This window comes from Actinocrinis sp. (assembly GCF_035946395.1).
GTDB lineage: Bacteria > Actinomycetota > Actinomycetes > Streptomycetales > Catenulisporaceae > Actinocrinis.
Map to the genome: position 1 here is coordinate 1 of NZ_DASYZI010000163.1, position 14,489 is coordinate 14,489.

12 protein-coding genes are annotated in these 14,489 nt (G+C 68.9%); 8 read left to right on the forward strand and 4 right to left on the reverse strand.

Annotation, left to right across the window (positions count from 1 at the left end):
* The 4 genes from VGS97_RS10305 to VGS97_RS10320 all read left to right on the forward strand — a co-directional run.
* On the forward strand, positions 1–543 hold a 543-nt coding region (locus VGS97_RS10305), incomplete at its 5' end, for a DNA-3-methyladenine glycosylase family protein (RefSeq protein WP_414641682.1).
* The gene (locus VGS97_RS10310) at positions 531–1,193 is read left to right on the forward strand and encodes an alpha-ketoglutarate-dependent dioxygenase AlkB (RefSeq protein WP_349262078.1); all 663 of its coding nucleotides are present in this window, start codon (positions 531–533) and stop codon (positions 1,191–1,193) included. The genes VGS97_RS10305 and VGS97_RS10310, both read left to right, overlap by 13 nt.
* A gap of 64 nt (positions 1,194–1,257) precedes the next feature.
* Entirely contained in the window at positions 1,258–2,694 is a 1,437-nt protein-coding gene (locus tag VGS97_RS10315; RefSeq protein ID WP_326853110.1) for a lactate utilization protein B, read from the forward strand.
* An 11-nt stretch (positions 2,695–2,705) separates the two neighbouring features.
* The gene (locus VGS97_RS10320) at positions 2,706–3,356 is read left to right on the forward strand and encodes a LutC/YkgG family protein (protein ID WP_349262079.1); all 651 of its coding nucleotides are present in this window, start codon (positions 2,706–2,708) and stop codon (positions 3,354–3,356) included.
* Here the strand turns inward: VGS97_RS10320 and VGS97_RS10325 are convergent.
* From VGS97_RS10325 to VGS97_RS10340, 4 genes are all read right to left on the reverse strand, one after another.
* Positions 3,261–4,235 carry a winged helix-turn-helix domain-containing protein gene (locus VGS97_RS10325; RefSeq protein WP_326853112.1) on the reverse strand — a complete coding sequence of 325 codons (975 nt, stop codon included), beginning with the start codon at positions 4,233–4,235 and terminating at the stop codon, positions 3,261–3,263. The two genes, VGS97_RS10320 and VGS97_RS10325, sit on opposite strands and share 96 nt — an antisense overlap.
* Positions 4,236–4,341: 106 nt before the next feature.
* Entirely contained in the window at positions 4,342–5,868 is a 1,527-nt protein-coding gene (locus VGS97_RS10330) for an endo-1,4-beta-xylanase (protein ID WP_326853113.1), read from the reverse strand.
* Between the two features lie 284 nt (positions 5,869–6,152).
* Complete coding sequence (locus tag VGS97_RS10335) at positions 6,153–7,235, reverse strand: threonine/serine dehydratase (RefSeq protein WP_326853114.1); 1,083 nt, start codon at positions 7,233–7,235, stop codon at positions 6,153–6,155.
* A 152-nt stretch (positions 7,236–7,387) separates the two neighbouring features.
* Entirely contained in the window at positions 7,388–8,377 is a 990-nt protein-coding gene (locus tag VGS97_RS10340) for an LLM class F420-dependent oxidoreductase (protein WP_326853115.1), read from the reverse strand.
* Between the two features lie 617 nt (positions 8,378–8,994).
* On the opposite strand from VGS97_RS10340, the gene VGS97_RS10345 reads away from it, so the two are divergent.
* The 4 genes from VGS97_RS10345 (at position 8,995) to VGS97_RS10360 (ending at position 14,467) form a co-directional block, all read left to right on the forward strand.
* A complete protein-coding gene (locus VGS97_RS10345) occupies positions 8,995–10,629 on the forward strand; it encodes an ABC transporter substrate-binding protein (protein ID WP_326853116.1) in 1,635 nt (544 codons plus the stop codon).
* 89 nt (positions 10,630–10,718) lie between these two features.
* A complete protein-coding gene (locus VGS97_RS10350; protein WP_326853117.1) occupies positions 10,719–12,065 on the forward strand; it encodes an alkaline phosphatase family protein in 1,347 nt (448 codons plus the stop codon).
* Positions 12,066–12,676: 611 nt separating this feature from the next.
* Positions 12,677–12,895 carry a hypothetical protein gene (locus VGS97_RS10355; RefSeq protein WP_326853118.1) on the forward strand — a complete coding sequence of 73 codons (219 nt, stop codon included), beginning with the start codon at positions 12,677–12,679 and terminating at the stop codon, positions 12,893–12,895.
* 384 nt (positions 12,896–13,279) lie between these two features.
* Positions 13,280–14,467: a S53 family peptidase gene (locus VGS97_RS10360; RefSeq protein WP_326853119.1), complete on the forward strand. Its 1,188-nt coding sequence runs from the start codon at positions 13,280–13,282 to the stop codon at positions 14,465–14,467.
* The last annotated feature ends 22 nt before the right edge of the window (positions 14,468–14,489 follow it).

Consider the following 14,489-nt stretch of genomic DNA (forward strand, 5'->3'; position numbering starts at 1 on the left):
TTGGTGCAGAAGCGGCCAGGGCTGCGCGCGCCGGGCGCCGCCGATCCGGAGGAACTTGCGGTACGCGCGGTGCTCGGCCAGCAGGTCACGGTCGCGGCGGGTCGCGGACTCGGTACCGCACTGGTCGCGGCGTACGGGCAACCGCTGCCCACACCGAGCGGCGGCCTGACGCACCTGTTCCCGCAGGCAGCGGATCTCGCTGACAGCTCGCTGGGCACACTCGGGATGCCCGAGTCACGTCGCGCTGCACTGCGCTCGCTCAGCGCAGCGCTCGCCGACGGCACCGTCAGACTCGACCCCGGGGTGGACCGCGACGAGGCCGAGCGGAACCTGTTGGCGCTGCGCGGGATCGGACCGTGGACCGCCGGATACATCCGCATGCGCGCGCTCGGCGACCCCGACGTGCTGCTCGGCGGTGACGCGGCGATCAGCGCCGCGGAGCTGCGCCTGGGCGCGACCGCCGCCGACTCCGCCGGATGGCGGCCCTGGCGCTCCTACGCGATGCACCACCTGTGGAACAGCGCGAGCGTATGGGAGCCCTGATCCCCCGGCCGCGAACCGAGATCGCGCCGGGCGCGGTTCACGTGCCCGGCTGGCTCGGCGCGCAGCGACAGCGTGAGCTGGTGGCGGCCTGCCGGAGCTGGGCGAGCAGTCCGGTGCCGATCAGGCACACCAGGCTGCCTGGCGGCGGGGTGATGTCGGTGCAGACCGTGTGCATCGGGTGGCACTGGCAGCCGTACCGCTATTCGCGTATCGCGCACGACGTGAACGATCAACGCGTCGCGCCCTTCCCGGACTGGCTCGCCGACCTGGGTCGCCAGGCCCTGATCGACGCCTACCAGGACCCTCAAGCGGCCTCGGCGTACGACCCGGACACCGCGCTGATCAACTTCTACGAGGGCCAGGCCCGCATGGGCATGCACCAGGACAAGGACGAGCGTTGCGACGCTCCGGTGGTGTCGCTGAGCATCGGCGACACGTGCGTCTTCCGCTTCGGCAACACCGAGAGCCGTAACAAGCCGTACACCGACGTCGAGCTCGAATCCGGCGACCTGTTCGTCTTCGGCGGTCCCTCGCGGTTCGCCTATCACGGCGTGCCGAGGGTCTTCCCCGGCACCGGTGACCCGATCACCGGTCTCGCCTCCGGCCGCCTGAACCTCACCCTCCGCATGACCGGCCTGGCCGACTGGTAACGACCGGCGACACCGGCGATACTGAGTCACTGATTCATCGGATGACTGGCGGCACGGAGGCAGGATGAGCGGGACGTATCTGGGCATGCCGGCGTTCCCGCAGGCCGCGAGCGTGTCGACGAAGGATGCCCGGCTGCGGGCGAACCTCACGCGTGCGACGCACACGATCCGGGACAAGCGGGCGCGTGCGGTGGCGGAGCTGGACGACTGGGCGGCGCTGCGGGCCGCCGGCGCGGCGATCAAAGAGCGGACACTGCGGCACCTGGACACCTACCTGTTGCAGGTGGAGGCGAACGTCACCGCGGCGGGCGGCGTAGTGCACTGGGCGCGCGACGCGGCGGAGGCGAACCGGATCGTCGCCGACCTGGTGCACGCGGCCGGGCAGCGCGAGGTGGTCAAGGTCAAGTCCATGGCCACGCAGGAGATCGGCCTGAACGAGGCCCTTGGGGACGAAGGCATCCGGGCGTACGAGACGGACCTGGCGGAGCTGATCGTGCAGCTCGGGGGCGATCGGCCCTCGCACATCCTGGTGCCCGCGATCCACCGCAACCGCGGGGAGATCCGGGAGATCTTCGAGCGGGAGATGGGCCGCTGGGGGCGCCCCGCGCCGCAGGGCCTGACCGACGAGCCGGCGAACCTCGCCGAGGCCGCGCGCCTGCACCTGCGCGAGAAGTTCCTGCGGGCGAAGGTCGGCGTGTGCGGGGCGAACTTCATCGTCGCCGAGACCGGGACGCTGGCGGTGTTCGAGTCGGAGGGCAACGGACGGATGTGCCTGACGCTGCCGGAGACGCTTATCGCAGTCGTGGGGATCGAGAAGGTCGTGCCCACGTGGCGGGACATGGAGGTCTTCTTCCAACTGCTGCCGCGCTCCTCGACAGCGGAGCGGATGAACCCGTACACGACGCTGTGGACAGGGGTGACAGACGGAGACGGGCCACGCGCGTTCCACCTGGTGCTGCTGGACAACGGACGCACGGCCACACTCGCCGACACCGTAGGGCGGCAAGCGTTGCGCTGTATCCGCTGCTCCGCGTGCCTGAACGTGTGCCCGGTCTACGAGCGGGCCGGGGGGCACGCCTACGGTTCGGCGTATCCGGGTCCGATCGGGGCGATCCTGACCCCGCAGCTGCGCGGGGTCGGCAGCGCGGTCGACGCATCGCTGCCGTACGCGTCGAGTCTGTGCGGGGCCTGCTACCAAGTGTGCCCGGTGGCCATCGACATCCCGCAGGTGCTGGTCCATCTGCGCACCCGGGTCGCCGAACACGGCACCGGCCACCGCGCGGAGCGCGCGGCGATGCGCGCGGCACGCTGGATGATGGCGAACCCCAGGCGCTTCGCCGCCGCCGAACGCGTGGCTACGCGGGCTCGCCGCATCGTGCCGAAGCGGCTGCCGGGCGCCGGGCGAGCGTGGACGGACAGCCGTGAACTGCCCGAAATCCCCGCACAGACCTTTCGCGACTGGTGGACGCAGAACCACAGCGGTAAGGGGAATCAGTCGTGAGCGACGCTGCCGTGAACGCGCGTGACGTGATCCTGGCACGGATCCGCGCAGCGCTACGCGACGTACCCGCCGATGAGGCCCCTGACGACGTGCCAGTCCCCCGCGACTACCGCGTCGCGCACGCGTCAGAGAATCCCATCGCACTGGTCGAGCTGCTGGCCGACAATCTGACCGACTACCGCGCGCACGTGTACCGCTGCACCCAGGCCGAACTGCCCGCCACCATCGCAAGACTGCTGACGGCCCACGGCAGCACCAGCGTCGCCGTGCCGACGGACCTTACGCCCGAATGGCTGACTCAGGCGACCGGCATACGTCAAATCACCGATTCACCGCAGCTGAGCGCGGCCACGCTGGACGCGGTCGACTCGGTGGTCACCGGCTGCGCGCTGGCCATCGCCGAGACCGGCACGATCGTGCTCGACGCCGGGCCCGGCCAGGGCCGCCGCGCCCTGACCCTGGTGCCCGACCATCACATCTGCGTCGTCGACGCACCCGAGCAGATCGTCGCCTCGGTGCCGCTCGCGCTGCCGCGCCTCGACCCCGCCCGGCCGCAGAACTGGATCTCAGGCCCCTCCGCCACCAGCGACATCGAACTCGACCGGGTCGAGGGCGTGCACGGACCGCGCACCCTCGACGTCGTGCTCGTCGCCGAGCACTGATCCCGTTGATCCGATCGGCCCGGACACCGCATGGTGGCCGCGCGTCCGCTGCGCAGTCGGAGCCGGCGTCGTACTCCCGGTCGGCAGCGGCGGGGGACCGACCAGCCCGCCCACAGTCGCCGGACCCACCAGACCCGTCGATCCCTCCGGGCTGGCCGCCGCGCGCAGCCTGAAGCCGACGCCCCACTCGGTGGCCAACAGCGCCGCCGCGCGCGGGCCGAGCTTTCGGCGTATCCGGTGGATGTGCAGGTCGACCGAACGGCTGCGGCTGCCCGGCCAGTCGCCGATGCTCGAACGCAGCTCCTCGCGGGTGACCACGCGGCCGTTGGCCCGCAGCAGTTCGTCGAGCAGCCGGTATTCGAGGCGGGTTAACGGCACTGGCGCGCCGTCCACGAGCATCTGCTGGCGGACGGCGTCGAGGATGATCATGGCGGGTGCCGCGGCGACGTACGAGCCGGCCATCGTCACGCTGCGCACGATGGGGCGGCCCTCGGCGCGCCAGGCCTCGAAACCGCCGATGACGTCGGTGGCTTGGTGCAGTCCGATGTCCTTGAGCCCGGCGGCCGCCAGGCTGGAGACGTACCCCTCCGGGCAGACCAGGATCGCGCGCAGCGAGTGGTCGACGGCCTCGGCGATACGCCAGCTGCTGGCCGGGTCGAGCCGCCACTCCAGGACGTTGCGCTCCAGGATGAGCGAGCCGGGGATCTCCCCCTCGGCGCGGCGGGTCGGCTCGGACCGGATGTCCACGATCAGCGCGCCCTCGGCCTGTTCGCGCGCGGCCTGACCCGGCGTCAGCCGGTCGAGGCGGGAGCGGGCGGCACGCAGCACGGATTCGATCGTGGTGGCCGAACTCGTGCCAGTCTCCGGTTTCCCCTGCATATGCCGCTGCTCCCACGCCCCTTCTGGTCAAAAAGTAGGCGAGGGAGCAGCGGTGAGTCAACGCATTCGAACACGCGCGGACTCGGTCACGCAGGGTGTGCCGGTATTAGCTGACGGAGCAGGCGGTGCCGTTGAGCGTGAAGCTGGTGGGCGCGCCCGCGTTGCCGGTCTGGTTGGCGTTGAAGCCGAGGGTGGTGGTGCCGCCGTTGGCTGTGATGGTGGCGTTGTAGCTGAGGTTGGTGGCGGTCACCACTCCGCTGGACGGGGTGACGGTCGCGTTCCAGACGGAGGTGATGCTTTGCCCGGAGGGCAGGGTGAACGCCAGCTTCCAGCCGTTGATCGCGGTGGAGCCGTTGTTGGTGATGGTGAGGTTCGAGGTCAGGCCGGTGTTCCAGGCGTTGATCACGTCGGCCACGTGGCAGCCGCCCGGAGGCGTCGTGCTCGGCGGCGTGGTGCTCGGCGGGGCCGAGGACGGCGGCGTGGTCGACGGCGGGTTGCTGCTCGGCGGCGTCGTGGCACCGCCGCCAAGTGCGGCGAGCGCGGCGTTGAACGACGGCTTGGGCTGGTAGTTGTTGTCGAACATGGTCGCCGCGCCGTACCCGGAGAAGAAGCCGGGGATCCAGGAGTCGGCGTCGCCGACGCCCCACTGCGTCACGCCGACGCAGCGCGAGACGCCCAGGCAGTCCTTGACCACGTTGCTGAAGTCGGTGGCCTGCTGCTGGAGGTTCGCGGTGGAGGCGGGCAGCTGGATACGGTCGTCGAGCTCGGTGACCGCGACGTCCAGGCCGAGGCTGGCGAAGCGCTGCATGTTCGACTGCATGTCGCTGGGGATCTGGCCGAGGATGAAGTGGCTCTCGAACCCGATGCCGTTCAGCGGCACGCCCGCGGACAGCAGCGACTGCGCCAGCGAGTACATCGCGTTGCTCTTCGCGCCGGAGCCCTCGATGTTGTAGTCGTTGATGTAGAGCTTGGCGTTCGGGTCGGCCGCGTGCGCGGTCTTGATCGCGTCCGCGATGTAGCCGACGCCGCCGAACGCGTTGTAGAAGACGTCCTGACGCGGCGTGCCGTCGTCGTTGAACGGCTCGTTCACCACGTCCCAGGAGTACACCTGGCCCTTGTAGTGCGTGGCCTCGGTGGTGATGTGCGCCTCCATCGCGGCCTGCACCTGGTTCAGCGGCAGGCTGCTGACCCAGGAGGGCAGCTGGCTGTGCCACACCAGGTTGTGCCCGCGCACCCGGTCGTTGTTCGCCTTCGCCCACGCCACGATCTGGTCGCCGGGGCCGAAGTTGTACGAGCCGTTCGACGGCTCGGTGGTGTCCCACTTCATCTCGTTGCCCGGGGTCACCATGTCGAACTGGGCGCTGGCGACACCGGTCAGCGTGGAGTTGCTCAGGTTGCTCTGCGTCAGCGCGGTGCCGAAGTAGTGGCCGCTGGCCTCGGCGGCCGAGCGCAGCGTCGAGGCGGCCGAGGCCGGCCCGGCCATGACCAGGGCGCCCGCGGTGGTCGCCGCGGTGGCCACGGCGCCGACCGCGAGGACCGCGCGCAGCCGCCTGCGTGGGGAGGTCCGGGAGTGTCCGGAGGGCCCGGGTCGGCGCCGAGTCGCTCCGATACCGGCGCCGGTGTCGATATCCATAGTGCCTAGTCACCTTCCGTCCCCGGGCCGGGCACCGCCCGCGCGCTGGCGCGGACGGCCGTGCTGACAGGCTGGTTGGCAGGCCACGGCCGGTGAACTGTCGAAACATTTCGAGTTCGCAGTGGGCTCACTGCAACGCCGTGACGTTAGATCTGCCTCGGAAAGTGCGTCAAGGGGCAGGTGAGATTGTTCGAAATGTTCGGCCGTTCGGACGGAAACTTCCACGGGCGCGCCCCGAACACAGTCTCGCCATCCCTCAAGTCAGGAGCCCGACCCCGCACCCCTCACCCGGGCAGCACGGCCGTCAGCACGAGCCCGAGTTCCGCCTCGCTCACATTGCCGCCGCTACAGATGACGCCAACGTTCTTCCCCGCGTACTGCGAGCGCCGGGCCAGCACTCCGGCCAGCGCGGCGGCCCCGGCGCCCTCGGCCATCGTGTGCGCGGCGCCGATGAGAAGGCGCTGCGCGGAGTGGATCGAGCTGTCGTCGACCAGCAGGAAGTCGTGCAGCAGCTCACGCATGATCGCCTGCGGCAGGGAGAAACTCTGCCCGGTCGACAGGCCCTCGATCGTGGTCTTGTTCGGCCGGTCAACCGCCGTTCCGGAGCGCCACGACTCGTAGGCGGCCGGTGCCTGCGCCGACTGCACACCGATCACCTGACATTGCGGCGCCACCGCGCGTGCGCTGATACACGCCCCGGACGCACCCGTGCCCGAGCCGATCGGCACGAACAACGCGTCGAGCCGAGGCGCGACCTCGAACAGTTCCAGCGCCGCGGTGGCGACTCCGGCGATCAGCTTGGGCTCGTTGCCGGAGTCGACGTAGTACGCACCGGTCGAGGCGCCGATCTGCGCGGCGATCGAGCGGCATTCGTCGAACGCCGCTCCCCGCAGCACGAGCTCCGCGCCGAGGGCGCGCACGGCCGCGGCCTTGACCGGATTGGCGTTCTCCGGCATGACGATCGTGCACGGCGCCCCGAACGAGCGGGCGGCGTACGCGACCGACTGCGCGTGGTTCCCAGTAGACGCCGCCACCACGCCGACAGCCCGCTGCGCGGGTGAGAGCGAGGCGAGCAGGTTCAGCCCCCCGCGCACCTTGAACGCACCAACCGGCTGCGCGTTCTCGTGCTTGATCCAAACGGTCGCACCCACGGCCTGGTTGAGCACCGGATAGGTCCAGGCCGGGGTCGGCGTCAGATGCGCGGCAAGCAGACGACGCGCTTCGAGCACGTCGGTGAACGCCGGCGCCGAGAGGGAAGCCGACCCAGAAGCGGAAGCGGAAGCGGCCGCGGAGGTGGAAGCGGGCCCAGAAGTGGAAGCGGCGATGGAACCGGACGTGGACGGCGATGGCTGCGAGGTCGTCGGCATAGCGTCGATCCTCGTTAGCGCCATCGCCGCTGTCCACTGGATTGCGCTGTCCACTGGATTGCACCGTCGAACGGATTGCGCAGTTGGACGGATTACGCGTTGGGCAGCGACCGGATCACCGAATCGCGGCAGGCTTCCGCTCGGGCGCAGACTCAGGCGGCCAGTTCGGGCACGACCTGCTTGATGAACAACTCCAGGCCGGAGCGGTCGTACGCAACCTCAGGGAAGTAGAGGATCACATAACCCACGCCCTGGGCGTGTGCCTCGTGCAGAGCCTGCACGACCTGCTCGGGTGTGCCGGTCAGCTTGCTGTTGGCGAAGCCGCGGTACTCCGCCTCCACCTGCTCCGCCGACACATACGGCGCATAGTGCGAGCGGACCCAGGCCAGCTTGTCCTGCACGTCCTTCTCGGTCTCGCCGATCACCACGTTGAAGTTCGCCGAGCGCACGATCGCATCGAAGTCGGTGCCCACCTCCCGGCAGTGCTGAGCCAACACCTCGGACTTGTGCCGCCAGGTCTCCGGGTCGGCACTGAAGTTGGTGTACTGCGCGTACTTCGCAGCCGTGCGCAGCGTCTTACGCTCCCCCGCACCGGCGATCCACAGCGGGATCCCGCCCTCCTGCAACGGAAGCGGACGCGAAATCGCACCGTCGACCTGATAGTGCTTGCCGTCCAGCGTCGCGGTACCCGTGGTCCACAGCTGCCGCATGATCTGGACACCCTCGTCCAGCATGCCCAACCGCTCACCAGCCGTCGGAAAGCCGTAACCGTACGCACGCCACTCGTGCTCATACCAGCCGCCGCCGATACCCATCTCCGCACGACCACCGGAAATCAGGTCCACCGTCGCCGCGACCTTCGCAAGATACGCCGGGTTGCGGTAACCCATACACGTGCACATCTGACCCAACCGCACCCGCGACGTCGAAGCAGCGAACGCAGCCATCAACGACCACGCCTCATGCGTGGCCTGGTCGGTCGGAGCCGGGACAGTATGAAAGTGATCATATACCCATATTGATTCAAATGGGCCGTTATCGGCGGCGCGGGCGACGTCGAGCATCGCGGTCCACTGGTCGGAAGGGTCGATCCCGGTCAGATCGAGCCGCCAACCTTGCGGTATGAAGAGTCCAAGACGCATGGCCCCAGACTAGTGAGGAAGATCCCGTAATAGCCACTGCCGCTTGATGGGGATGTCATATCCTGCGACGGCGCGATCAGACGCATACGGCACGTGACCATCGGCGTTTCGCAGGCGCAGGAATCTGACACGTCACTGATTTGACAGGTTCCCGGCGTGTGCGGGCGGCCTGCGCGGCGACTTCGCACGATGGCGAGTCCGTCTCTGGATTTTGTTGACTGAATAAGGGTTCTCGGTTACACATGGAGTCATGGGCATAGGCGCACTGCTGACGATTCGGCGGCACGTCGACTTCGCCCGGGTTTGCAGCGCTATCTGTCCAGCGCATTCGTGATCTGATTCTTTCCACGCCTCCGGCGCGATCACCGGGGCTGCTGACGGCTGCCCTGATGACTCGGTTCCGTGTGACCGGGAGACGGCGAGGACTTCCACCGCCGTACCGCCGTTGATCTAAGCATTCTGCCTTTGGCTGCCGTGCCATGCCGCGGCCCGCTGGCGTCACCACCTGTCATCTGCCGCCGGACCGGCGGCCCTTTGCGGTGCTGCGTGTCCGGCGCGGGCCGCCCGGTCCTGTCTGCCTTGTCCGTCCTGTCCACGTCGAGCGCCGAGAGGTTCGCATGAGAGACCGATTCCCGTCCGAGGATTATGGCCGCCACTTGGTGGAGGAGGTGAGGGCACGGCGGATGACCCGCCGGGATCTGATCAGACGGGCCGGGGCCCTCGGCCTCGGTGTTCCAGTCGTCGGCCTGTTGTTGGAAGCGTGCGGCGACGATCCCCACGCGACACCGGCCGCAGCGCAGAAACCACGCCGCGGTGGCACGCTCTGGGTCGCCGCCGTGACACCGACCTCGGCGATCGATCCGGTCACCATGGACGACGCGGGCTCGATCAGCATCGTCCAACGGATCGCGCAGTACCTGATCTGGGTGAATCAGGACTACACATTGAGGCCGGTGCTAGCCACGAGCTGGCGGCCGAACGCGGACGCCTCGCGGTGGACGTTCCAGATCCGTCAAGGGGTGAAGTTCTCCGACGGCACCGCGCTGACCGCCGACGACGTCGTCGCCAGCATCGAGCGCGTGCTCGGCGCGGCGTCGCGCACCGGCGATCCGGGGGGTCTCAAGAGCGTCCTGCCGGCCGGCGGCGCCGTGAAGAGCGGCACATACGAGGTGACGTTCCACCTGGCACGCCCGTTCGTCGACTTCCCGTACGCGGTCGCCTCGACCACACCCAACGCGGTCATCCTGCCCCGCAATTACGCCGGGGACTTCGTGACGAAGCCGGTGGGCACCGGACCGTTCCTGCTCACCTCGTACAAGGACGGCGCCGCGGCCTCACTCGTGCGCAACCCCAGGTACTGGCAGACCGGCCTGCCTTACCTCGACCGGGTCGAGATCAATTTCAACGCGGCGGTCTCCGGCACGATGGTCGCCGTCGAGGGCGGTGCGGCCGACCTGGTGTGCGCGACGCCCGCCGTAGGCTCACCCGTCTACTCCGAATCCGATGTCAGGTTTCTCTCGGTCGCTTCGACCTACTACGACCAGCTGTTCTTCCGCACCGACCAGAAGCCCTTCGACGATCGCCGGGTACGCCAGGCGATCGCGTACGCGCTGCAACGCGACCAGATCATCAAGGAACTGTTCGACGGGCGCGCGCGGCCGGGCGGCGACCACGTCTTCGCGCCCGGTCTGCCGCATTCCCCCACGCTGCCGCAGCGCTCTTACGATCCCGCCAGGGCGCGGGCGCTGCTGGCGGACGCCGGGCTGCCGAACGGGTTCACGGTCACGCTCACCACGCAGCAGTCGGGCTGGGCCCCGAGCTACGCACGATTGGCGCAGTCCGCGCTGCGGGAGATCGGCGTGACGGTGCGGCTACAGACCGAGAGCGACTCGGCGTTCCGCGCCGCCGGGCCGAACGCTCCCTGGCTCACGGTTCCGATGGGCATCGCAGGCTGGTCGGGGCGCGCCACCGCGCAGCAGTACTACAGCGCCTCCTTCGTCACCGGCGCCGCCGGGAACTCGGCGCACTGGAGCAACCCCGACTTCGACGCGCTCGCCCTCCAATACGACTCGACGATCGACGAGCAGTCCCGCGCCGACACCGCGCGGCGCCTCGCCGCGCTCCAGCAGCAGGAGACGCCGGCCGTCATCGCCTACTGGGTCGGCAGCACCGTGGTCGCCCGCAAGACCGTCAACGGCGTGACCGCGAGCGGTGCGAACTCGGTCGATCTGACGTCCGCGTGGCTGGCCTGACCGCCCGGCGTCCGGCACCCAGCAGCAAACCGCCACACACAGTCCATCTGGATAACCCGATCCCGCTCCACCAGACGAAGGGCCCAAGTATGAGAACACTGAAACCAGCGTTACCCGGCCGTCGGCCGGCGCTCCTCGCGAGCACGGCGCTGATCGCGTCCGGGCTCGCCGCCGGACTCGGCGGCACCACCCCGGCCACGGCGGCGACGAGCGCAGGCGGCCTCGGGCTGATCAAGCACATCATCGTGATCACCCAGGAGAACCGGTCGTTCGACCAGTACTTCGGCACCTTCCCGGGGGCGGACGACATCCCGGCGGGAGCCACCGTCCCCGATCCGGCCACCGGCACGCAGGTCGCGCCGTTCCACAGCACCAAGGACTCCGTCCAGGGCGGCCCGCACGGGGCCGCGAACGCCACCGCCGACATCGACGGCGGCGCGATGGACGGGTTCATCGGCCAGGCGGAGAAGGCCGGCAGCACCACTCCGCACTCGGTGGTCGGCTACAAGGACCAGCGGGAGATCCCCAACTACTGGAAGTACGCGCAGACCTACGTCCTGCAGGACCACCTCTTCGAGCCCAACGCCTCCTGGAGCCTGCCGGACCACCTCTACGTCGTCTCCGACTGGTCGGCCTCCTGCACGTCCACGACGGATCCCGAGTCGTGCACCAGCACCAAGTCCCCGGCGCAGAACACCCAGTACCCGTGGACCGACCTGACGTACCTGCTGCACAAGAACAGCGTGAGCTGGCGGTACTTCGTCATGGACGGCACCGAGCCGGACTGCGTGGACGACTCCTCGATCAGTTGCGTCGCAGGCTCGCAGGACTCGACGACGCCGAGCATCTGGAACCCGCTGCCCAGCTTCGAGACCGTCAAGGACGACGGCCAGACCGGCAACATCACCTCGGTGGAGAACTACTACACCGACGCCAAGAACGGCACCCTGCCCTCGGTCAGCTGGATCGACCCGTCCAACGAGGTCAGCGAACACCCCACCGCCCTGGTCAGCGCCGGCCAGACGTACGTGACCAGCCTGATCAACGCGGCGGAGAGCGGGCCGGACTGGAACTCGACCGCCATCTTCCTGTACTGGGACGACTGGGGCGGCTTCTACGACCACGTCACCCCGCCGAACGTGGACGCCAACGGCTTCGGCCTGCGCGTGCCCGGCATCGTCATCAGCCCCTATGCCAAGGCCGGCGCCATCGACCACCAGACGGCATCCTCCGCGGACGCCGTCAACCGGTTCATCGAGGACGTCTTCCTCGGCGGCCAGCGTCTCAACCCGACGACCGACGGCCGCCCCGACTCAAGGCCCGACGTACGCGAAAGCCTCGCGCAAGCCGGCGACCTGACGGCGGACTTCGACTTCACCCAGCCGCCGAGACCACCGCTCATCCTCCCGGTCCACCCCACCACCGACCTCAGCTGACCTGACGGGCCAACCGTGGGGGCCTCCCACCGCACCACGCGCCGGGAGGCCCCCACACCCAAGTCGCCATGGCGAGGTTCCCGCGCCGCGATGGCCGGGCCGGCGACTGGTTCTGACAAACAGATCGAACTCGGGTGACGCCTCGTTGACCGTCCGGCCAGGAGCGCACACCTGCCCGAGCGCCTGACCCGGTGCATCAGGGGCACTGTCTTCTCGCCACACTGATCATGATCGCCTGGCAGCTTCGTTGACATTCAGCGCCCTCCTGCTACATATGAGGGCATGGGCATCGGTGCACTGTTGACGAGTCGCCGACACATCGATTTCGCCCGGGTTTGCAGCGCGATCTGTCCCGCGCATTCGTGATCTGACTTTCCCTGCCCCGGTCGCCTCTGCTCGACGCGGAACACACTTCCGCCGATTTCGCCGACCCGGCGCGGACCATGCCCGCACGTGTCCGAGGACTCGCCTACGGTCTCATGATCCGGGCGCGAGCCGACGGACGGACTCCACGCGTGGATCAAAACGCAGCGCGGGTATCGGGCCTCCGCACTCGTCGTTCTGACTCCGATTACCTCGTCCTAGCGGCGACACCGCGAGGGGATCACGGCATGCCTGCCGACGACCTGCCACCGCCCGACGTCGTCGAGTTGCACGGCGGACCACTCGACGGACGTCACATCACCCTGATCGGCTGGACTCCGCGCCGGCGTGCCGACGGCATCGCCCTGACCACCCCGCACGGCGCCTACGGACCTGGCGGGCGATCGTGGTACCGCCCCGACCCTGATGACCCGTCACGATGGATCTGGGAACGTGACACGCCCTGAACGGCGCACTGCCCGCCGACAACCGTCTTCCGGCGCCACCCCCTGATCCGGCAGAGCCGGTCACCACAGAGGGCTGACAGGGGTACGTCCGTCCGCATCCGGCTGGGCACCACGCGTATTGGTCCGTACTGGCAATTCAGGGTGCTGTGCTCGGGGCGTGTTCGCACGTGACGACAGGGCATAAGGAATAAAGCAGTTAGACCGTCCGATGTAACGGAAAAGGGGCGGCAGGCCCCTGTTCCAGCGACGCAGAGTCCTGAGTGCCGGATCGGGCGACGGGCCGCGCGTCGCGCTCGCAAGTGTCGCAGGGTTATGCGTCACGCCCTGCGGCACAGCGCTGCTCACCCACGTATCAGCGCACGTTTTCACCCTTGAGGAGCATCCATGCGCCACCGCGCTCGGATACGCCTGCTGACGGTAGCGGCCACCGCCGCGCTGCCCGTCCTGGCCTACAGCAACGCTCCAGCCATGGCCGCGCCTACCGCGCAGGCCTCCACCCACGCCGCCGTGCGTGCATGCGCCGCGCCCACGGCCGCTCACGCCGCCTGCAACGCCTGGGTGCGCACCGACGTGCACACCGCGAAGATCGCACCCAACGCCAATCCGTCCGGCTATGGGCCGTCAGATCTGCAAAGCGCCTACAACCTGCCGTCCTCGACCGCGGGCTCCGGCCAGACGGTCGCGATCGTCGACGCCTTCGACGACCCGACCGCGGAAGCGGACCTCGGGGTCTACCGCTCCCAGTTCGGCCTCTCGGCCTGCACCACCGCCAATGGCTGCTTCAAGAAGATCAACCAGAACGGCGGCACCAAGTATCCCAGGGTCAACACCGGCTGGGCACAGGAGATCTCCCTGGACCTGGACATGGCCTCCGCCATCTGCCCCAACTGCCACATCGTGCTGGTCGAGGCGAGCACCAACTCCTTCGCCAACCTCGGTGCGGCGGTCAACCAGGCGGCCAGCCTCAGGCCGGCCTCGATCAGCAACAGCTACGGCGGCTCGGACACCTCCGACAGCAACGCGCCGTACTACAACCACCCCGGCATCGCGGTGACCGCCAGCTCCGGTGACGGCGGATACGGCGTGGAGTTCCCGGCGTCCTCGCACTACGTCACCGCCGTCGGCGGCACCACTCTGACCAACTCCGGCACCGGCTGGACGCAGAGCGCCTGGAGCGGTGCGGGATCCGGCTGCTCCTCGTTCAACCCCGCGCTGACCGGCCAAGCCACCGCGAACACCGGCTGTTCGAATCGCGCCGTGGCCGACGTATCAGCCGTGGCCGACCCCAACACCGGCGTAGCGGTCTACGACTCCACCTCCAGCGGAGGCCTCAGCGGCTGGCTCGTGTTCGGTGGCACCAGTGTCGCTTCACCCATCATCGCTTCCGTATACGCCCTCGCCGGCAACACGGCCAGCATCGACAACAACTACCCATACAGCCACACGTCTGCGCTGACCGATGTGACGAGCGGCAGCAACGGCACCTGCCCGACCAGCCAGTGGTGCAACGCCGGCCCCGGCTGGGACGGTCCCACGGGCCTCGGTACCCCCAACGGCACCGGCGCCTTCTAGACCAGCCGTCCGGCAGCAATCC

Bases quoted from the DNA above. Each gene is read 5' to 3' on its own strand.
- VGS97_RS10310 (WP_349262078.1), top strand. From the start codon at position 531: ATGGGAGCCCTGATCCCCCGGCCGCGAACCGAGATCGCGCCGGGCGCG.
- VGS97_RS10315 (WP_326853110.1), top strand. From the start codon at position 1,258: ATGAGCGGGACGTATCTGGGCATGCCGGCGTTCCCGCAGGCCGCGAGC.
- VGS97_RS10325 (WP_326853112.1), bottom strand. From the start codon at position 4,235: ATGCAGGGGAAACCGGAGACTGGCACGAGTTCGGCCACCACGATCGAA.
- VGS97_RS10330 (WP_326853113.1), bottom strand. From the start codon at position 5,868: ATGGATATCGACACCGGCGCCGGTATCGGAGCGACTCGGCGCCGACCC.
- VGS97_RS10335 (WP_326853114.1), bottom strand. From the start codon at position 7,235: ATGCCGACGACCTCGCAGCCATCGCCGTCCACGTCCGGTTCCATCGCC.
- VGS97_RS10340 (WP_326853115.1), bottom strand. From the start codon at position 8,377: ATGCGTCTTGGACTCTTCATACCGCAAGGTTGGCGGCTCGATCTGACC.
- VGS97_RS10345 (WP_326853116.1), top strand. From the start codon at position 8,995: ATGAGAGACCGATTCCCGTCCGAGGATTATGGCCGCCACTTGGTGGAG.
- VGS97_RS10350 (WP_326853117.1), top strand. From the start codon at position 10,719: ATGAGAACACTGAAACCAGCGTTACCCGGCCGTCGGCCGGCGCTCCTC.
- VGS97_RS10355 (WP_326853118.1), top strand. From the start codon at position 12,677: ATGCCTGCCGACGACCTGCCACCGCCCGACGTCGTCGAGTTGCACGGC.
- VGS97_RS10360 (WP_326853119.1), top strand. From the start codon at position 13,280: ATGCGCCACCGCGCTCGGATACGCCTGCTGACGGTAGCGGCCACCGCC.